Source organism: Neobacillus sp. NPDC093182 (genome assembly GCF_044754045.1).
Genome location: NZ_JBIVOI010000011.1, coordinates 151,518 through 171,186 on the forward strand (window position 1 = coordinate 151,518; position 19,669 = coordinate 171,186).

General features: G+C 37.6%; 17 protein-coding genes and 2 pseudogenes. 4 read left to right on the forward strand and 15 right to left on the reverse strand.

The window, feature by feature from the left end; translation table 11 throughout:
* Positions 1 to 166 precede the first annotated feature (166 nt).
* The 3 genes from asnA to ACIQAA_RS20200 all read left to right on the forward strand — a co-directional run bounded on the left by asnA (position 167) and on the right by ACIQAA_RS20200 (position 3,015).
* On the forward strand, positions 167 to 1,180 hold the full coding sequence (gene asnA / locus ACIQAA_RS20190) for an aspartate--ammonia ligase (protein WP_402622784.1): 1,014 nt from the start codon (positions 167 to 169) through the stop codon (positions 1,178 to 1,180).
* A gap of 82 nt (positions 1,181 to 1,262) precedes the next feature.
* On the forward strand, positions 1,263 to 1,616 hold the full coding sequence (locus ACIQAA_RS20195; protein ID WP_402622786.1) for a hypothetical protein: 354 nt from the start codon (positions 1,263 to 1,265) through the stop codon (positions 1,614 to 1,616).
* 211 nt (positions 1,617 to 1,827) lie between these two features.
* Complete coding sequence (locus ACIQAA_RS20200; protein WP_402622789.1) at positions 1,828 to 3,015, forward strand: polysaccharide deacetylase family protein; 1,188 nt, start codon at positions 1,828 to 1,830, stop codon at positions 3,013 to 3,015.
* Positions 3,016 to 3,075: 60 nt separating this feature from the next.
* Here ACIQAA_RS20200 and aspA read toward each other — a convergent pair whose 3' ends face one another.
* From aspA to ACIQAA_RS20255, 11 genes and pseudogenes are all read right to left on the reverse strand, one after another.
* Entirely contained in the window at positions 3,076 to 4,500 is a 1,425-nt protein-coding gene (gene aspA, locus ACIQAA_RS20205; protein ID WP_402622792.1) for an aspartate ammonia-lyase, read from the reverse strand.
* A 122-nt stretch (positions 4,501 to 4,622) separates the two neighbouring features.
* Positions 4,623 to 5,507, reverse strand: a complete 885-nt coding sequence (locus ACIQAA_RS20210; protein WP_402622795.1) for a YitT family protein — start codon at positions 5,505 to 5,507, stop codon at positions 4,623 to 4,625.
* Positions 5,508 to 5,684: 177 nt separating this feature from the next.
* Positions 5,685 to 6,632 (reverse strand): 5-oxoprolinase subunit C family protein, encoded by a 948-nt coding sequence (locus tag ACIQAA_RS20215; RefSeq protein WP_402622797.1) that lies wholly within the window; start codon positions 6,630 to 6,632, stop codon positions 5,685 to 5,687.
* A 2-nt stretch (positions 6,633 to 6,634) separates the two neighbouring features.
* Complete coding sequence (locus ACIQAA_RS20220; protein WP_402622800.1) at positions 6,635 to 7,396, reverse strand: 5-oxoprolinase subunit PxpA; 762 nt, start codon at positions 7,394 to 7,396, stop codon at positions 6,635 to 6,637.
* Between the two features lies 1 nt (position 7,397).
* Positions 7,398 to 8,129, reverse strand: a complete 732-nt coding sequence (gene pxpB, locus ACIQAA_RS20225; protein WP_402622803.1) for a 5-oxoprolinase subunit PxpB — start codon at positions 8,127 to 8,129, stop codon at positions 7,398 to 7,400.
* A gap of 112 nt (positions 8,130 to 8,241) precedes the next feature.
* Positions 8,242 to 9,576, reverse strand: a complete 1,335-nt coding sequence (locus ACIQAA_RS20230) for a Na+/H+ antiporter NhaC family protein (protein ID WP_402622806.1) — start codon at positions 9,574 to 9,576, stop codon at positions 8,242 to 8,244.
* A 146-nt stretch (positions 9,577 to 9,722) separates the two neighbouring features.
* Positions 9,723 to 10,277: a TVP38/TMEM64 family protein gene (locus tag ACIQAA_RS20235; protein WP_402622809.1), complete on the reverse strand. Its 555-nt coding sequence runs from the start codon at positions 10,275 to 10,277 to the stop codon at positions 9,723 to 9,725.
* A 223-nt stretch (positions 10,278 to 10,500) separates the two neighbouring features.
* Positions 10,501 to 12,288 (reverse strand): oligoendopeptidase F, encoded by a 1,788-nt coding sequence (pepF, locus tag ACIQAA_RS20240; protein ID WP_402622812.1) that lies wholly within the window; start codon positions 12,286 to 12,288, stop codon positions 10,501 to 10,503.
* A 282-nt stretch (positions 12,289 to 12,570) separates the two neighbouring features.
* Positions 12,571 to 14,517, reverse strand: coding sequence for a lipoteichoic acid synthase (gene ltaS, locus ACIQAA_RS20245; protein ID WP_402622814.1), 1,947 nt, complete (start codon positions 14,515 to 14,517; stop codon positions 12,571 to 12,573).
* Between the two features lie 260 nt (positions 14,518 to 14,777).
* Positions 14,778 to 15,857: a DNA adenine methylase gene (locus ACIQAA_RS20250; RefSeq protein WP_402622817.1), complete on the reverse strand. Its 1,080-nt coding sequence runs from the start codon at positions 15,855 to 15,857 to the stop codon at positions 14,778 to 14,780.
* Between the two features lie 82 nt (positions 15,858 to 15,939).
* Positions 15,940 to 16,574: pseudogene (locus tag ACIQAA_RS20255) on the reverse strand (LysE family transporter).
* Between the two features lie 377 nt (positions 16,575 to 16,951).
* On the opposite strand from ACIQAA_RS20255, the gene ACIQAA_RS20260 reads away from it, so the two are divergent.
* Positions 16,952 to 17,464, forward strand: a complete 513-nt coding sequence (locus ACIQAA_RS20260; protein WP_402623010.1) for a DUF3231 family protein — start codon at positions 16,952 to 16,954, stop codon at positions 17,462 to 17,464.
* 51 nt (positions 17,465 to 17,515) lie between these two features.
* On the opposite strand, the gene ACIQAA_RS20265 is transcribed toward ACIQAA_RS20260, so the two are convergent.
* From ACIQAA_RS20265 to ACIQAA_RS20280, 4 genes and pseudogenes are all read right to left on the reverse strand, one after another.
* Positions 17,516 to 18,373, reverse strand: a complete 858-nt coding sequence (locus ACIQAA_RS20265) for a manganese catalase family protein (RefSeq protein ID WP_402622820.1) — start codon at positions 18,371 to 18,373, stop codon at positions 17,516 to 17,518.
* Positions 18,374 to 18,430: 57 nt separating this feature from the next.
* Positions 18,431 to 18,634 (reverse strand): hypothetical protein, encoded by a 204-nt coding sequence (locus ACIQAA_RS20270; RefSeq protein WP_402622822.1) that lies wholly within the window; start codon positions 18,632 to 18,634, stop codon positions 18,431 to 18,433.
* On the reverse strand, positions 18,627 to 19,082 hold the full coding sequence (locus ACIQAA_RS20275; protein WP_402622825.1) for a PLP-dependent transferase: 456 nt from the start codon (positions 19,080 to 19,082) through the stop codon (positions 18,627 to 18,629). Before ACIQAA_RS20275 ends, ACIQAA_RS20270 begins: the two co-directional genes overlap by 8 nt.
* A pseudogene (locus tag ACIQAA_RS20280) lies at positions 19,031 to 19,668 on the reverse strand (PLP-dependent transferase). The gene ACIQAA_RS20275 and the pseudogene ACIQAA_RS20280 overlap by 52 nt, the downstream one beginning before the upstream one ends.
* Position 19,669 lies beyond the last annotated feature (1 nt).

Sequence of the window (19,669 nt, forward strand, 5' to 3'; positions counted from 1 at the left end):
TAAAATCTCTTCACCGAAGTAAAAGGTGGAGGGATTTTTTTTTCTAAACTTGTGGTAAGGCAATCGTAACTTTGCTATAATTTCAGAATATTCATTTCGTATGTCGTTGAATGTATAAATAATCATCGTTCATTTTTAAGTTTTTTTACTGGAGGTTTTTTATTTTATGTCGAATTCACTTACTGCACAAACAGTTTACTCTTCAAAATTAGATCTTTTACAAACGGAAGTAGCCATTAAACAAACGAAGGATTTCTTTGAAAATTCCTTAGCAGAGGCGCTAAATTTAACACGTGTATCCGCCCCAATCCTTTTAAAATCTGGAAAAGGTTTAAATGATGATTTAAATGGTGTGGAAAGAATGGTATCCTTTGAGGCAATCGATATTAAGAATGCCAATATTGAAATCGTTCAATCATTAGCGAAATGGAAAAGGATGGCTTTAGCAAGGTATGGCTTTGCCTTGGATGCTGGCCTTTATACAGATATGAATGCCATTAGAAGAGATGAAGTTTTAGATCATTTGCATTCCATTTATGTCGATCAATGGGATTGGGAGAAAATCATTTCAAAAGAGAAGCGCAACATCGAGACGTTAAAATCTGAAGTTCAAAAAATATATCAAGTCTTTAAAAACACAGAAAAACATTTGCACGAGCTCCATCCTGTACTGGAGCCTGTCCTGCCTGAAGTGATTCATCTTATTACCACACAGGAACTGGAAACCATGTACCCTGAGCTTACACCAAAAGAACGAGAAGACAGTATTGCCAAAGAATATGGTGCCGTGTTTATCATGCAGATTGGCGGTCAGTTAATTTCTGGAGAAAAACATGATGGACGTTCTCCAGATTATGATGATTGGTCCTTAAACGGTGATATTATTTTCTGGTATCCTGATTTAGAACAATCAATCGAGGTTTCTTCGATGGGGATACGTGTAGATGAAGATGCGCTGAAAAAGCAATTAAAGATTTCTAACAATGAAGACAGAATGTCCTTGGAATACCACCAAGCGGTTCTAAACCGTGAACTGCCTTATACCATTGGCGGAGGTATTGGACAATCAAGGATATGTATGTTTTTCCTTAAAAAAGTTCATATCGGCGAGGTTCAGGTTTCTGTATGGAATGATCAAATTATTGAGGATTGTTCAAAAGCGAACATTACTTTATTGTAAGTTTTCTTATCTCGAATAATAAACAGACTTTCTGGAGATTTATAAAGATAGTATGCTTGTATATTTCTCTGGGGGTGCTTTAATGTCTGTTTTTGTTTATCAGACGTTTATTATTAAACAAGATAAGTTTAAAGAAGCGATAGACAATTTAAGAGAGATAAAAAAATTCAGAAATGAAAATTATAACCATCATGTTGAAATTCTCACACCTATTTCTGGTGAAGATCATACCTATGCACTACTTTCTACCTATGACGGATTGGGTGAAATGGAATTAGAAAACAAAAGGCTATTTGATGATGATGAATATTTAGAACTTATTGGTCCTTTTTTCCTTGAAAACATCAAAGAAGGAAGTATGTATACGCAGATATACCGAGGATTAAGTGATAAAAAGAGTGACAAACAGGATGATAAGAAAAAAAGCGAGAAATAACATATATAACCGCACGGTGAATATCACTGTGCGGTTATTTTATTTTTAATATCTCGTGCCAACTGCCTAACTTTTTTCATATGTTATATGTAAGCAGATATATTTTCCTATTACTTTCCTCCTTCGATTCTACTTAGTTTAAAGCCGTTCCTACTAACAATCCTGCACTTTGATTTCTGCTCCCTATTTCGTTTAAAAAGGGGGAATTTCAATGACTGGAATACTGATGATCTTAACCGTTTTGTTATTTTCATTGTTTTTTGGATTAGGAATCGTGTCGCATTTCAAAAAGTCTGGCGGGAAGTGGATATACCTTACACTATCTGTTATAACTTTTTTTTCATTTGTTTTTATGCTCTTTTTCCTTGATTGGAACATATCGGACCCAGGGAATAAAAATCCTGATTCACCTCCAACCGAGACCCCTATACCAAATGATGATGGCAATCCAGATAAAGAAAATCCTCCATCAGAGGAGGATCCGAAGGATGAAGAACCTGCTGGTGAGGTACCGGTGGATGAAGAGCCAAATGACGAGAAGCCCGCTGACCCGCCGCCTGCAGAACCGGAAAAGATCATTGTCCCTGATAATGGTACAGTAGATTATAAGGTAGTAAAGGGTGACACCCTATTTTCGATTGCTCAGCGTGCCAATTTGACTGTTGAGAAAATCAAACAATGGAATAAGTTAACAACTGATAAAATTATTGTGGGTCAAATATTGAAGTTATATGGCAAAAATGTGGAACCACCTCCACCTGTTACCCCGCCAAAAGAAGAGACACCGCCAAGTACATCACCTTCTGTTATCGTTTCAAACGGCAGCCTTCAGCAAAAAGAAATTGCCCTTACTTTTGATGCGGGAAGTGATGCGATTGGAATCGGAATATTAGATGTACTGAAAAAACATAATGTTAAAGCAACTTTTTTCCTCACTGGCAGCTGGGCAGATAAGTTCCCAAGTTACGCAAAAAGAATGGCTGATGAAGGACACGATATTGGAAACCATACTTACTCCCATCCTGACGCAGTTAAAACCAATTCTAATGTGTTTGTACAGGATATAATTAAAGCAGAGGAAGCAATTAGAAGAGCCACAGGGGTGACGCCAAGGCCATATTTCCGCTTTCCATTTGGTTCCTATAATGCAGATGCACTAAAAGCGGTTGGCGGGGCAGGATATCCATACAGCATCCAATGGACCATTGATACGATTGATTGGCAGCAGCCTGCTGTTGAGGTCATTGTTTCGAGAATTCAATCTGGAGCAAGTAACGGAGACATCATTCTTATGCATATTGGCGGAATTAATACCCCTGAGGCCGTTGACAGGGTCATACCGATTTTAAAATCAATGGGATATAACTTGGTAAGCCTGACAGAATTGCTCGACCAATAATACAAATAAGGGCACCCATTAGATTGGGTACCCTTTCTGACTTTTAATTTTATACTAGTATTAATCCCTATCTAGTAGTTCTTCTCCAGCAATCCCGGGTTCTGTCATTTCATAGACATTTAGAATGATATCTAATTCCTCATCTGTTAACACATCATATTGTAAACATAATTCACGTACCGATTTCCCGGTGATGACAGCTTCCCTGGCAATTCGTGCTGCTACTTCATATCCGAGGTGTGGATTGACTGCAGTAATAATACCCACACTCTTGTCTACATATTCTTTTAAACGCTCTTCATTGGCCTCAATGCCGACTAAGCAATGATCGGTAAAAACACGGAACCCATTGTCCATAATACTGATAGATTGAAGCAGGTTAAAAACTAAAACAGGCTCCATTACATTTAGCTCCAATTGACCTGCCTCGGAGGCAAGACAAATAGTGTGATCATTACCAATTACCTGGAAGGCAATTTGATTAATTAGCTCAGGCATAACCGGATTTACCTTTCCAGGCATAATGGACGAACCTGGCTGACGAGCAGGCAGTCGAATTTCTCCCAGGCCTGCGCGTGGACCTGAAGCCATTAAACGAAGGTCATTAGCAATTTTCGACATATTCATCATGCAGACTTTAAGTGCAGCTGAAACTTCTGTATAGGCGTCTGTATTTTGAGTCGCATCCACGAGATGCTCTGCATTTACAAGTGGGAAACCACTAATTTCAGCAAGCTGTTTGACGACATCTTTAATATATTTAGGGTCTGCATTTAATCCTGTTCCAACTGCAGTGGCTCCCATATTTACTTCCAATAAATGCTCGCGTGTATGCTTAATTCGATTAATATCGCGGGTAAGCACCCGAGCGTATGCTTCAAATTCTTGTCCTAGACGGATAGGAACCGCATCTTGAAGATGAGTACGGCCCATCTTAATAACCTTCTCAAACTGGACGGCTTTTTGTTTAAAGACTTTTTGCATATCATCAATGGTGACCAATAAGTTTTCTAATAATGTTAAAGTAGAAATATGTATAGCTGTTGGGAATACATCATTTGTAGATTGCGACATATTTACATGTGTATTTGGACTTAAATGGAAGTAATCACCTTTTGCGTGACCAAGTAATTCAAGTCCTCTGTTGGCAATGACTTCATTCATATTCATGTTCATGGATGTACCCGCACCGCCTTGGATAGGATCCACGATAAATTGATCATTCCACTTTCCTGCAATAATTTCATCGGCTGCCTGAATGATGACATTGGCAAGGTCTTTGTACAACCTTGTAGTGTTCATATTAGCGATAGCTGCTGCTTTTTTTACCATTGCAAGCGCTTTAATTAAAGACTCATGAATGCGATATCCTGTAATAGGGAAATTCTCCACAGCTCTTATGGTTTGAATCCCATAGTACGCATCAAACGGTATTTCTTTTTCTCCTAGGAAATCCTTCTCGATTCTTTTCTTCTCTGTTGACATCCCATTTCATCCTTTTCTCGTAAACTATGAGTTACATATCAAATGTAACATAAAAACTATAGCAAGGGGACAAAAAAATCTCAGGGACCTCGCCCCTGAGATTTTTTTTATATCGTATGAAACTAATGGATGTCCCTCTTCTTAAAACGTCCGCCCCGAACTTCTGATATATCAGCTATCGCCAAGAAGGCATTTGGATCAATTTCCTCGACAATCGTTGTCAGTTTCGATTCTTCTAGTCGAGTGATGATACTGAAAATGACCTTCTTATGGTCACCGGTATAGGCTCCCTCACCCTTTAGGTATGTTACACCACGGCCTAAGCGTGCATTTACGGCATTTCCGATTTCTTCTGCGACATCGCTGATAATCCATACTGATTTCGATTCCTCAAAACCATCAACAACCGTATCGATTGCTTTGGCAGCAATTACATAAGCTAGCAAGGAGTACATCGCCCGGTCCCAACTAAACACAAATCCTGCTGCTCCTAAAATAAAGAGGTTAATAAACATAATAATTTGACCAACTGAGAACGGTACTTTCTTTGTTATCACGAGCGATAGTATTTCTGTACCATCCAATGCTCCGCCGAAACGAATAACAATTCCAACTCCAATTCCTAATATCATACCGCCGAATATGGTCGCAAGAAGAATATCGTCGGTAAAGGCTGGAATCGGGTGAAATAATGTTGTAAAAACAGATAAAACGATAATTCCATAAACCGTAGAAATAGCAAAGGTTTTACCCATCTGCTTGTATCCTAAATAAACAAATGGCAGGTTTAACAGGAATAGAAAGATACCGAGTTCAAGACCCGTTAGATGAGATAACATAATAGATATTCCTGTTACCCCGCCATCAATTACTTTGTTGGGAACTAAAAAGATCTCTAGACCGGTAGCCATTAATATCGCTCCGAGAGTAATGGCTATCGCTCGAAAGATTTTTTTACTAAGAGGGAGTTTTCGATGTTGTACTTTTCCGTTTACTAATTCTGTCACAAAATCACACCTTATCAAAAAATTTATAAATAAAACCAACCTGAAAAATGAATTCCACAACTACATCTCAGACTAGGTTATTATTACCAACATACGTATTCTTCATGAATCGAATATTATTACTATCATTATACCATAAAATCTATTAAAGCTGAATTCAAGTTCATATTATTCCGGTTAATACGACCCAGATAACTTGTATAAAGAATTCAACCTTATCTTACTATCCACTAGCAGGTCTTGAGCAGCTTGCAGGGAAATCTCCTTGAATCTTACCTTGGTTCCCGGCTGTGCTTGAGCAAGACAGGGGATATCGGTGGATATAACCGTCCCTATTCTAGAATAACCTCCCGTTGTTTGGTGTTCAGCCATAAGGATGATAGGCTGCCCGCTTGCTGGGACTTGAATTCCACCTAAAGGAATGGCGTCAGATATAATATCAGCCGTACTGCTATGTTCAATTTTGGGACCCGTTAATTGATAGCCCATTCGATTTGATTGGAGGGATATGGAATATTCTTCCGTTAGAAAAGTTTCGAGCCCTGCAGTAGTAAATTTACCAGTATGTGGTCCAATAATTACTCTTACCGTATCTGGGTTCGTATATTTTGGAAAAAGCTTGGTGTGCAGAAATCTATTTCTTCTAGTGTAGGGGTGTCCATAAAGCGTATCTCCCTCTTTTAACGCTCTGCCTTCAAAACCTCCAAATTTTCCTGTTAGATACGTTGATTTACTATTAAGTACTAAAGGTACATCAATTCCACCTGCAATGCTTATATACGTTCTTGCGCCTTCTTTTAGCTCTCCAAATGAAAGGATTTGCCCTTTTTTGATCACAATGCTTTTCCAAAGCGGAATCTCTTGCTCATTAATTTTGGGTGTTAGATTCCCGCCACAAATGGCAATAGAAACATCATGTAAAGCCAACAAGACAGGTCCAATAAGCGGTGCTTCAAGTCCAGCCTCCCCTAAGTTGTTGCCCACTAATAAATTCCCCATCTGCAAAGAATAAGGATCCATCGCCCCTGAAGGGCCAACCCCAAATTCACGAAATCCATGCCTTCCAAGGTCTTGTACAGTTGTTTGCAATCCGGGTTTCATTACCTTAAAGATTGGGGTCCTCATCTTTAAGACCAACTCTTTCTTATCGCTATATTTTCATTTCTAAAAGCATGTTTTAATTCGATAATAAATTCTAATGCAGCAGGTTCATCACCATGGATACAAACAGTATCTGCAGTTATAGCAATTTCAGTTCCATCTGTCGCTGTAACTTTTCCTTCTTTAACCATTCGAATTATTCTCTGTACAGCGAATTTCAAATCATGAATTATGCTGTTACGATCATTTCTAGATGTCAACGTTCCATCAGGCTGATAGGTTCGGTCTGCAAATACTTCCTGTGCTGTCATTAGACCCTTTTCTTTTCCAGATTCGATAAGTTCACTTCCGGATAGCCCAAAAAGGATCAAGCTAGAATCATAATCTGCAACAGCCTGTGTGATAGCGTCAGCAATCGGCCGAGATTTAGCAGCCATATTATACAAGGCTCCATGGGGTTTAACATGAACGAGCTTTACTTCTTGAGCTTTAGCGAATGCACTCAAGGCTCCGATCTGATAGAGTATGAGATTGTAGATTTCCCTAGGTGATACCTTCATTTCTCTCCGGCCAAATCCCAATAGATCCGGAAATCCAGGATGTGCACCAATATTAACATGATATTTTTTTGCCATTTGTATGGTTTCCATCATCACATTATGATCTCCTGCATGGTAGCCACAGGCAATATTTGCAGATGAAATATGCTTCAAAACCTCTTTATCATTACCTATTTTAAATAACCCATAACTTTCTCCAAGATCACAATTGAGGTCTATGTAACTCATGTTAGTTGCTCTCTCCCTTCTTGTAAGTCAATACTTCATACTTTTTTGAAACAGCCAGTTCTTTAATAACAAGAAACTCTTCGTATTCCACAGGGAAAAAGGACACATAATTTCCTGCGGACAATAGCGAGGGTTTGTCATCCTCAATGTCAAATAGTGTCAATGGAGTTATACCCATTATTCTCCAGCCTGAAGGGACCTCAGCAGGATAAATTCCGGTTTGGTCGCCGCCAATTCCCACAGAGCCTGCTGCTATCTTTGCTCTCGGTATTTCTAGACGAGGAGCTGAAATTTTTTTATTTAAACCACCGAGATACGGAAAGCCTGGTACAAAACCAATCATATGTACTAAATATTCTTTGTTAGAATGTAAATCAATTACTTCTTCTTCACTGATATGATTGTGCTCTGCGACAAATCGTAAATCTGGTCCAGTTTCCCCCCCATAATAAACGGGAATCCTGTAGACAATAGGGCTTTGCGGTTTCGATTCCTTGGCTGATATCATTACGGAATAAACCATTTTCTCTAATAGGCTATACCTTATTTTTGTTGGGTCATAAAAAATCGCAATAGAAGTATACGTTGGAACACTCTCGATAACCCCATCAATCTTTTGACGTCTAAAATTATGTAAAAAGTGAGTAATTTGGTGATGAGTACTCTCATCAATTTCATTGCCAAATGAGACCCTTATCGCTGAATCTCCTAATGGTACGATTTCAACACTCATTTCCCTCACCTATTTTCAAACTATTTGTTAAATTACTTTATACTTTATTTAATACATTCAAATAAAGCAATAAAAAACGCTCTGATCATCAAAAGACCAGAGCGTAATCATTTTAACCTACCTTTTCACTAATCATTTTGGCAGTACTTTTTTCAACATTTTTTGTTGTAAACCGAGGGAATCCAGTTAATATCGCCAATACTCCACACACACCTATTAATATAGGGTAATAAGAATACGTTAATATGCTAACTGGAGAAATACTTGCAACGCCTGCAGCAACTAGCATTTGAGCACCGTAAGGGATTAATCCTTGAATACTGCAAGAAAAAACATCAAGCAAACTTGCCGACCTACGCGGGTCAATTCCGAACTTACCGGCAATATTTTTCGCAAGCGGTCCAGCAATAATGATTGATATCGTATTATTAGCAGTTGACAGATCGGTTAAGCTTACAAGTCCTGCAATGCCAAATTCGGCACCTTTTTTGGATTGAATATTCCTTGTTACAAGATGGAGTAAGTAGTCAATCCCGCCATTATGCTTAATTACTTCCACCATTCCTGCAATTAAAATGGCCAGGAAGGAGATTTCAAACATTCCTGCCATACCATCGCTAATTTTTTGAATAAGTTCCATAAGACTATAACTGCCATCGATTAACCCAATTGAACCAGCAAACAGTATTCCGAATGCAAGGACCAAAAATACATTTACCCCTGCTAACGCAAAAAATAGCACACCCAGATAGGGCAGAATCTTAATCCACTGAAAAGATTGTGCATTCATATTGGCTTGTTCTCCCATTGTTAATACGGAAAGAATGAAACATGTAATAATGGCTGCTGGAAGAACAATAAGGAAATTCACCTTAAATTTATCTTTCATTTTTGTCCCCTGTGTCCTTACAGCTGCAATCGTCGTATCCGAAATAAATGACAAGTTATCACCAAACATTGCACCGCCAATAACAGTTGCCATTGATAGTGGTAGTGAAATATCCGTTTGCTCACTAATCCCAACTCCTATTGGTGCAAGCGCGACAATTGTGCCCATACTTGTGCCCATTGACAAGGATATAAAACATGCGATGACAAAAATCCCAACCATTAACAGATTTTGAGGTATCACAGATAGCGCCAGATTGACAGTGGAATCAACTGCCCCCATTCCATTCGCTGTCTCGGAAAAAGCACCCGCTAACAGGAAAATCATCACCATTAGCATTATATTTGACTCCCCTGCGCCTCTTGTGAAAATTTCCACCTTCTGATTAAATGATTCTTTCCTATTCATTGTTAAGGTTACTGCTGCTGCAATAACAATCGCCACAAGAACTGGAAATTTATAAAAATCGCCCGTGATGATTCCCGAACCGATAAATAATACTAAAAATACTGCAAAAGGAATAAGCGCCCATGGATTCCCTTTTTTAGTTGTACTCATGGAAAACACCCCTCTCTTCTTCTATTACATAAAAAAACCTCTTCTTTCAAAAAAAGAAAAAGAGGTTTTACTATCTATTTTTGCACGCAAATATTAGAGTACAATAATTTTTAGCATTGTGCAAGGTGTGAAATAGAATTGTACAGCTAATTTACTTGTTTTCTTGTTTTCTGTTTTTTCCTAATACGAAAAAAAGCAACAACTCCAACCAGGACAAGTGCAATCCCGAGGAGGATATTTTGCTCCATATTCCCCTCCATTAATCCAGCCGGGATCAGTGATAACACAAAGAAGAAGATGAGATTTCCAAACATGGTACCAACCATAAAATGTTTAAACTTAATGGAACTTAAGCCACTGAGAATATTGATTAAGCTGGTTGGTACGAAGGGAATAATACGGGCTTGGAAAACAAAAAGCAGCCCATTTTGCTCCATCTTAGATAATAGTTCTGGATTCGTTTTTTTCTGCACCCAATCATTAAAAAAATAACGGCTTCCAAAAAACCAGATTCCTGCAGCTATAATACTTGTAAACCAACTCCAAATTAGACCATTAAAGAACCCAAACAATGCGTAGTTTATGGTGATGATAATAATGAGAGGAATAATCGTAAATGAATTTTGGATCACCATGATGATAAAAGTAAAGAAGAATTTTGAAAATGTGGTATCTTTTAATGACTTTATGATTGAGTCCAAATCCCCGCTTCTAAGTAGCCGGAAGGTTTCTGTATTATGAATAACTAAAAAAATGATCAATATTATCCCAATAAAGGAAATTATTTTTTTCCAAATATTAATCACCTATTTTCATTTTAAGGTCATCCCGTAAGAGTAAATATATTCCTATATCCATCATACCATGCAACAAACATCCTTGATAAAAAAAAGATGTCACAAAAATTTGCGACATCTCTTTTGATTATAAAACTGAGAATTCTTCTACCAGTTCTCCAAACTTTTTCATGGCGTTTTCTATTGGTTCTGGCTTCGTTAAATCGACTCCTGTCTTTTTTAACAGCTCAAGAGGATAATCGCTGCTTCCGCTTCTTAAGAAGTTTAAGTAGGCTTGTAATGTTTCTTTATCTCCATCCAGTATTTTCGTAGCCAAATGGATCGCTGAGGCAAAACCTGTTGCGTACTTATAAACGTAAAATGGACGATAGAAATGAGGAATTCTCGACCAGCCAAATTTCACTTCTTCGTCAAACACCACCACATCCCCATTGTATTCCCTGAACAATGCTTCATAGGTTTGATTAAATACCTCCACATTTAATGGTGTACCCTTCTCTGCAAGCTCATGTGTGATTTTCTCAAATTCTGCAAACATTACTTGTGTGAAGAAAGTACCCTTAAATTGGTCAATAAAATGATTCACTAAATGCTTCCTTACCTCAAGGTTCTTTTCAGTATTCAACAAATAATTAATCAATAAAATTTCATTGACTGTAGAAGCTACTTCAGCGACAAAAATACTGTACCTAGCAGTAATTTGAGGCTGGTGCTGTGAGCTTAATTTACTATGAACACCATGGCCGCACTCATGGGCGAGGGTAAATAAGCTGTCTAAATCATCTTGATGATTTAATAAGATAAAGGGATGAACTCCGTATATCCCCAAATTGTAGGCACCCGATCGCTTGCCAGGGGTCTCACGGACATCAATATACCGCGCATCCTTAAATTCTTTTAGAATGGATACATATTCTTCCCCAAGTGGAGCCAAGGCTTTTATCATCGTTTCATAGGCTTTCTCATACGGTATTACCTGTTTCACACCCTGTACTAAAGGAACGGACATATCATATTGGCGTAGTTCATCTTCCTGCAGTTTTGCCTTCCGGATTTCCGAGTACCTGTGTAGTGGAGCAATATTTTCTTTCGTCGCAGTAATGAGGTTCTCATAAACTTCCTTTGGCACCATATCGCCGAATAATGCTTTTTCTAATGCTGAAGGATATTTTCTGATTCTTGCCATCGTAACGTTATTTTTTATCGCTGCAGACAGTGTGCTCGCAATGGAATTTTTCAATTCAACATATGGTTTATAATAGGCTTTGTAAGCCTCTCTTCGTTTATCGCGGTCTTCGTACTCGATTAATTTCGAGTACATCCCTCTTGTCAGCTGAACCTTTTCACCGTTATTATTGGTAACTTCACCAAACTTAATATCTGCATTATTGATCATACCAAAGGTTGTACTTGGAGCAGACAGAGCTTCCCCTAATTGTGATAATACTTCTTCTTGGTCTTTACTAAGGACATGCGTTTTGTAGCGAAAGGATTCGTATAAATCCTCCTCAAAGTACTTAAGACCCTCTTCATCTGCAATATAGCTGCTTAGGGTTTCTTTATCTAATCCTAATAAGAACGGCATAAAAAAGGAAGTTGAAGCACTTACCTTCACACTTAGTCCTTTTGCGCGTTCTAATAAGGATTGTGCACTAGCATCTCTTGTATCCTCATCCACCTTTAGCATGCTGTAGGCATAGACATGATTAAAGGTATAGGATAACTGTTCTTTTTGTTTTAAGTATTGATATAGACTTTTACCGTCATATATCGCTCCATCAAATTTCTTTAGCTTTTCCGCCATGTTTTCAACGAGTCGAAGATCATTTTCCCATTTGGATATATCGGAATAAATATCTTCAAGGTTCCATTTTTCATTTATGGGTACATCTTGTCGGGAAGTATATGTAGTCATAGCGCCCTCCTTATTGGCTAGCATTATTAGTAAATATTCAAGTCATTCTGGTTCTAGACCTTTCAAATTTAACAACGTACTAACGTTAAAAGCACCTTGTCAGGTGCTTTTACTTTATCTTATTCATCCCTAAATTTCCATTGTAAAGAAATGCATTCGACATTGAAAAGAGCGTTTCCTTCTAAAATTTTATGTCATCAAGAAAATTCATATTTTGGACAAGATTAAAAAATCTAAAAAAGGGCTGTTTAGGATTCCCTAAACAGCCCTGCAGATTAAAGCTTATTCTTCACTATCTTGAGTTGTATTGTAATTGTATTGTGTTCTATCTATTGGAGTAAAGTTTTCAGGAGTATAGAAACGTAATAAGTCTCCGTTTACCACTTTATCCGAAAGAGCCAGCTTATTTTCTACGATATTCTGAAGGTTCACTGCCTCTTCCATCCTCGTTTCATCTATTTCCAATCCTGTAGCGGAGTCATAGAACTTACCATCTACTGATGAAATGGATGGACTCATAAAGCTGCCATCACGGAAAGGTACAAGATCATCATGCTGTTCAGATAATAGGTCAGTACCAAACTGAATATAATCTTTAGTATCGATTCCTAACAAGTGAAGAACTGTAGGTAGGATGTCAATTTGTCCACCGTATTCGTGGTTAATTCCACCCTCCATTCCAGGTACGCGGATAAAGAAAGGTACACGTTGTAATCCCGCACTATCAAAATCCGTAATTTCTTTACCAAGTACTTTTTCCATTGCTTTATTATGATTTTCTGAAATACCATAATGGTCACCATACATAACAATAATTGAATTATCATATAGACCAGATGCCTTTAAATAATCAAAGAATTGCTTTAATGCCTCGTCCGCATAACGTGCTGTTTGGAAATACGTATCAACAGATTTATCGCCCGTAGTATGCGGTGCAATCGTTGCTTCTTCTTCAGCAAGCGGATAAGGATAGTGATTTGTAACAGTAATAAACTTTGTATAGAAAGGCTGAGGTAATGATTCCAGCATGGGAATGGATTCCTCGAAGAAAGGCTTATCCATAAGTCCATACTCTGCCAGGTCTTCTGGATTCATGCTATAGTAATTTTCATCAAAAAAGTGGTTATATCCAAACGATTTATAAATTTCATCACGATTCCAGAAACTTCCTGAATTCCCGTGAAAGACAGCAGACGTATAGCCATGAGTCGCTAAAATCGCTGGTGCTGCTTGATACGTATTTAAACCTTTTGTAGTAAAAGCAGAACCCTGCGGTAATCCATATAATGAATTTTCAAGGATAAATTCAGCATCAGCCGTTTTACCTTGAGCAGTTTGATGGAAGAAATTATCAAAATAAAGTGTATTTTGATCCTTTGTTAACGAATTAAGGAACGGTGTTACTTCTTCACCATTCAACTTATAGTCAATAAGGAAATTCTGCATAGATTCTAGGTGTAAATAAATCACGTTCATCCCTTTTCCAGCACCAAAGTAGGCAGGATTAGGCTGAGCGTAGTTAGATTTTGTATAGTTAATCACTTCAGTCATATCGTCACTATTAGCCATAACTCTCTGTGCTGAAGCTTTTGTACTTTTAACTGCGTCGTAGATCGTGTAGTTGTACATTCCTAAATATTTGACGATATAGTTACGGTCAAATCCTCTTGTTAACAATTGAGGACGATCACTTTCAGCTAGTCCAAGATTTCCACAAGAAATAGCCAATGATAATGAGAATACAGCAGCAACTTTCCTGCGGTTCATATCTTTAAGTTCAACCTTCACAATTCTAGAAGCAAGTAAAACAACTAAAAGAATGATATCGATAAAGAATAAGATATCATATGGTCTTAAAAGTGTTACGACACTTCCGCTTACATCCCCAAAGTTTTGGGTCTGAGTTAAAGTTGGTAACGTAATAAAGTCATTAAAGAATCTGTAATAAACCACATTTGCAAATAAAAGAAAAGATAAAAAGAAATCAATCACAAGTAATGCAATATATTTTTTGCGTCCTTTAAATAAAGAAGCAAATCCTAAAAATAGTAGTGCTGATCCTAGCGGATTAATAAATAAAAGAATTTTTTGTAATGTATTTTCGATTCCTAAATCAAATTGAGTTAATTGAGCTAAATATGTTTTCATCCAAAGGAAGAAAACAGCCAAAAAGAAAAAGCCAATATATTTATTTAAAATACCCTGACTCCTTTGAGCTAAGTTATTCATTTTGTTGCACCTGCCTTTTAGTAAAAATATCATTTAAATTTTTATGAGTTTATAGAATCCATTAATCTATCTTTTTATGTTAACAATTAAATATGAACAAATTATGAACAAGATCGAAATAAAATAATTCAACACAAATGAGTATTATACGCATTATTTTAAAAAAGTCAAGTTAGATTACTATAGCAGAAAAGACATGTATCACATGTCTTTTTAACTTAATAATTCGTGATTAGCTTTAATAAATGTGGTTTCTTCACCTATTGACCGACATGACACACAAAAAGGCGTTCTTGGTAATTTTCTATATCTTTCAACCCTGTTGTAAAATGCTTGTAATCTTGTTCATAGCTAATGGTTTTACCACGCTGTTCTAATGCTGAAATCATCTCACTATCTGATATCTTGGCATTGGAACGGCCATCGCCCTTCTCTGCCATATTACTATAAGATACTACAATGAGTTTTGCATTGGCATGTTGAATTAAGTCATCGAACGCTTCGGGAGCAGACTTTAAACAATATTTACTTTTGCCATATTGACGGTTTTCTGAACTAATTTTTCTTGCCACACCCTCAAGTTCAGGCTTTCCCCACATCGCTAGATTTTCCAAAAGATGATAGGAATCAACATATTGTCTTGAATTATAAGGAGTATCTATATATAGTATATCCGTGCTTATTTCTCTTACCAGTTCATTCGCGTCACGTTGATAGATCTTATTAAGTTGATTGGTTCCATTTTCAGCCAAAGCTGGCATAAGTAATGTAATCGGATTAAACATATCAAGATTCTTGCGGTATGCCTCGTAATGTCCTACTGTATTTGCAGCCCTATCCAACGCATACATAAGAGAAGTGAAAAGAATAGAGAATTCTCTGCTGTTCACTTTGCCTTTCTGCTTTAATTCTTCCATATGTTCTCGAACATACCCCGCTTTTCGCGCATTTTCTACTGTGAAATATTTACCGCCATAATTGATGGAAAAGTAGTTATCTTCCTTCACATCACATTCATTATAGGTTTGTAATATAGAAGCTACTTTATCTGTATCAAATGGTTCTGGCGAAAAAAAGGTGTGATAACTGTGAATGTTAGAGTAGAGTAAATCGTTTATCATTAGTTCTTTACCTGGTTTATTAAATCGATTACCGACAACACCCGTTCCGGCAAATAGGTCTGTAAACGAATTCCACTCTTGAAGGGAGTCATTGATAACATCTTCTATTAATGGAAGCAATTTTGTTTTCGCACCTAAATATCTTCGATTTTGAATAAAAAACGCTCTTTTCTCGTCATTTTGCGAATGACTGATTTGGTTTTTATTTTTTAAAATCATGTCAATCCCCTCATATTGTGTTTCCAATAATGTTTTACTATATTTTAACACTTTACATGATGGAAGATATTATTTTTAATTTTTAACTCAAAAGCGCAATAATCCCTTGATATCCAAAATATAGACCAAACAACACGAGGGAAGCACCCGAAATAAACGAGATCGCTATTAAACTTTTTTACAGTCAGTAGTTTTCGGAATCCCGTAGTGAGTCCTGCTACAAACACATCCCAAATGGTCAATCCAAGAAAAATCATACTGCTATAAATTAAAAGAGATTCTGTCCCATTTGTTTGTGCCGTTTTTGCTAAGACTGAGCCATATATCCCCAGCCAAAATAAAACGGATAATGGACTTGTAATCCGACATAATAAATCCTGTTATGAAACACTTCACTAATGATTCTTTCTCTCTGGTATAAGTCAGGGTAATGGTATTTGCATTCTTGATACTTTCGACTCCTGTATATATCAATATAAACCCGCCAAATAACCAAAGAAATATTTGAATAATTGGTATCCCCAAAATTTGAACCATTCCTAGATAAACTAGCAGCATAAAGAAGCCATCTGCCACCATTGAGCCAGCCCCAACCACCCACGCATGCCAAAAACCATTCTTTATCCCCTTATCTAATCGTGCAGAATTCACAGGGCCTATTGGAGCTGCCAGAGTAAAGCCCAAGATGATGTAACTTACTAAAATGCTAATACTCAAAAAAACCACTCCACTCCGCCTTTATCTCAACTTGTACATTTTATGTAAATTTTCGAGACACATGTCCAAAAAATTCTAAATGTTATAGGAAGCCCATTTTAACTTTAGGCATTAGCTGATGTATGGAATGACCAAATTATTAATGAATGTAAAAAAGCAAATATAACACTTTTGTAAAGGCATAGTGATGATAATTTAATGAAGAAAGTCGATCCCTAATGAGGATCGGCTATTTATTTGCAGTCAAAAGTGAATTAAATCGATGTAAATGATAAAAAATTAATGAGAGGGTCTCGAAATGGAAACCCTATGGATGTGCTTCAAGAAAGGTGGCACTGGTAATGAATAAATTTGCATACACACTAAGGAGGGCAACGATGGGAATTTTAAGCGGTAACCCTAAAGAAGAGCCTTTACACTATGGCGAAGCATTTGATTTATGGTCATCATTATTGGCAGGGAATGGCAGGATTGCAGGATATCAAACCATGTTAAACCATGCTGGTGATGATGATTTAAAGAAATTATTAGTGGAAGCAGCTGAACTTTGCCAACAGGAAAAAAAGCAAGTGGAAGAACTTTTAAAAGAAAACGGCATTGGCTTGCCGCCTGCACAGCCTGAACCGCCAGAAGCTTGTTTAGAGGATATTCCAGTAGGTGCACGTATTCCAGACCCTGCTATCGCTGCAGGCCTTTCTGCTGATATCGCTGCTGGACTAGTAGTATGCAGTCAAATCATTGGTAAATCCATCAGAGAAGATGTAGCAATGATGTATGGGCAGTTCCATGTACAAAAAGCTGCACTTGGAGCGAAAGTCCTTCGATTAAATAAAGAAAAAGGCTGGCTCATTCCTCCACCGTTACATCTAAATAAACATGGCGATTGTTAATTTCACCACGAAAAAAGGATGAACACGTCTGTGTCTCATCCTTTTTTTACATTATCGATTTAAATCACTGATACCAGGGCTATGCTCATTCGGCATTTCAGGCATGACTGGAACTGGGTAACCTTGTGGCGGTGGTACCACTTGTAATGTTCCAGAATCCCTGCTTGGTGATTCACCTTGGAATATCGTACCAATTAGCGTTTCATCAAGTCTAAAATTAAACTGAGCATTATGGAAGCCCATTTCTACATATTTACGGCATTCTGGATACTTATTTATGTCATAGTTTGGTACTGGGAATATTTTACCCCAATCCACACCCAGCGTTTCAAGAGCTTTAGCGAAGGCATTTTGGTGTGCATTATCGCGGACAATTAAGAAGGCCAAGGTTTCTCTAAACGTTTTATTTGAACTCATTTCATAAATCCGTGTTTTTTGCAGGACACCCGTTGATTCTAGTACAACATTATCCAATAAATCACTGATTAAGTTTCCATGGCTATATACATAATTACCAGTCCAAGGATTTCCTCCAGCATCTACTGGAAGTGAACTTTGAGCGCCCATAATAAAATGATGCGGGTTAGCGTGATCTTTAACAGCTTCTTCTAACGGCGCACCATTACTTCCTCCTGCTCCAACTGCCTCTTCCCCTGAACCGTTCAGGAGTTGATTGATGGTCGTTTGTACAAGTTCAACATGGCTGATTTCCTCAAGAAAAACCCCTCTGATTAAATCGCGATATTGCTTCTGATTACCTCTGAAGTTTGAGCTTTGGAAGAAATACTGCATCATCGTACGCATTTCGCCAAATCTGCCGCCCAATGTTTCCTGAAGAACTTTTGCTGCAGCCGGATCAGGTTTGTCTGGAACAATCATATTGATTAGGTCTTCTCTATAGAAATACAATATATTACCTCCTAGTATTGAAATATTACCCAGTTAGCTTTACCTAATGTCATTCTCTTATTCGAATTCGTCTTCTTTCGGTTCCTCCTGATAATGTTCATTTAAATATGGATTTTCAGTTGTTGCGAAGCTGACTGATAGCAGACTCATTTCCGGATCTAATCCATATAATCCTTTTCTAGTCTTTTCAACATTCTCTCCGCTTTGAAATAGAGGTTCTTTTTCATTATCCTTCATTAGAATCACCTTTTTCTTATTCACTTAATGCCTGCTCTAAGTCTTCTATTAATGCATTAGCATTTTCAAGCCCAATCGCAAGGCGGATCGTACCTGGACTGATATGTTCTTTTACCAATTTCCCTTCATTGTTCCCAAGGTTAGGCGAGATTATTAGACTTTCAAAGGAGCCCCATGAAACACCGATTTTAAAAACCTTCAGCTTGTTAATCACTGCTTTTACATGATTAAAATCAGCTTGTTTTAGCTCGATACTCATTAATCCGCTGTACCCGGACAATTGACTTTTTCCTAATTGGTAATCTGGGTGTGTTTCAAGTCCAGGAAAATTCGCTTTTTCCACCGTAGGATGGTTATGTAAGAATCTTGCAATCTTTAAAGCGTTTTCTTGATGACCTTGCATTCGAAATGGTAATGTCCTTAGACCTCGGAGCAAAAGAGAAGCTTCATTGGGAGGCATAGCAGCACCCATAAGCAAATATTCCTTCCTAGGGGTTGCCCCCATGTGTTATCAATGATGGTCCGAATTCCGAGTTTCCTTGCAAAGTCTGCAACTTCATCAAGATTAATCAATCTGAATGTCATATCCGTAGGACTTTCTAAAAAAATCACCCTAGTGTTCGGTTGTAAGGCTTCCTCAATGTCATCTGATTGAGTCGAATAAATAACGGAATGGCTGACATTAAATTTTCCTAGATATTTCAAAAGTTCCAGGGTTGAATAATAAAGATTACTGACACAAAGTCACCACTTTTCACACTATTGATTAGTGCGGCACTGACGGCAGCCATACCGGTAGAAAAAAGTTTACATGCCTCGCCGCGTTCTAGTGCGGCAAGCTTCTTTTCTACAATTTCAACTGTTGGATTTGTGCCTCTCCCGTAAACATAGAATGAATGTTCACTTTGAAGAGCATCATTTAAAACGTCCACTGTTTCATAGGTGAATAATGTATTATGGAAGATTGGCGGAACAACAGCACCTTCAAAACGTTCTCTATCGTCCTCATAGTGCATGCAAATCTTTTTATCCGTCTCGAAAGAATCAAGGATTTCCATA

Coding starts and splice junctions, on each gene's coding strand:
- asnA (WP_402622784.1), top strand. CDS start 167: ATGTCGAATTCACTTACTGCACAAACAGTTTACTCTTCAAAATTAGAT.
- ACIQAA_RS20195 (WP_402622786.1), top strand. CDS start 1,263: ATGTCTGTTTTTGTTTATCAGACGTTTATTATTAAACAAGATAAGTTT.
- ACIQAA_RS20200 (WP_402622789.1), top strand. CDS start 1,828: ATGACTGGAATACTGATGATCTTAACCGTTTTGTTATTTTCATTGTTT.
- aspA (WP_402622792.1), bottom strand. CDS start 4,500: ATGTCAACAGAGAAGAAAAGAATCGAGAAGGATTTCCTAGGAGAAAAA.
- ACIQAA_RS20215 (WP_402622797.1), bottom strand. CDS start 6,632: ATGAGGACCCCAATCTTTAAGGTAATGAAACCCGGATTGCAAACAACT.
- ACIQAA_RS20220 (WP_402622800.1), bottom strand. CDS start 7,396: ATGAGTTACATAGACCTCAATTGTGATCTTGGAGAAAGTTATGGGTTA.
- pxpB (WP_402622803.1), bottom strand. CDS start 8,129: ATGAGTGTTGAAATCGTACCATTAGGAGATTCAGCGATAAGGGTCTCA.
- ACIQAA_RS20230 (WP_402622806.1), bottom strand. CDS start 9,576: ATGAGTACAACTAAAAAAGGGAATCCATGGGCGCTTATTCCTTTTGCA.
- pepF (WP_402622812.1), bottom strand. CDS start 12,288: ATGACTACATATACTTCCCGACAAGATGTACCCATAAATGAAAAATGG.
- ltaS (WP_402622814.1), bottom strand. CDS start 14,517: ATGAATAACTTAGCTCAAAGGAGTCAGGGTATTTTAAATAAATATATT.
- ACIQAA_RS20250 (WP_402622817.1), bottom strand. CDS start 15,857: ATGATTTTAAAAAATAAAAACCAAATCAGTCATTCGCAAAATGACGAG.
- ACIQAA_RS20260 (WP_402623010.1), top strand. CDS start 16,952: ATGGGAATTTTAAGCGGTAACCCTAAAGAAGAGCCTTTACACTATGGC.
- ACIQAA_RS20275 (WP_402622825.1), bottom strand. CDS start 19,082: ATGGGTGCTGCTATGCCTCCCAATGAAGCTTCTCTTTTGCTCCGAGGT.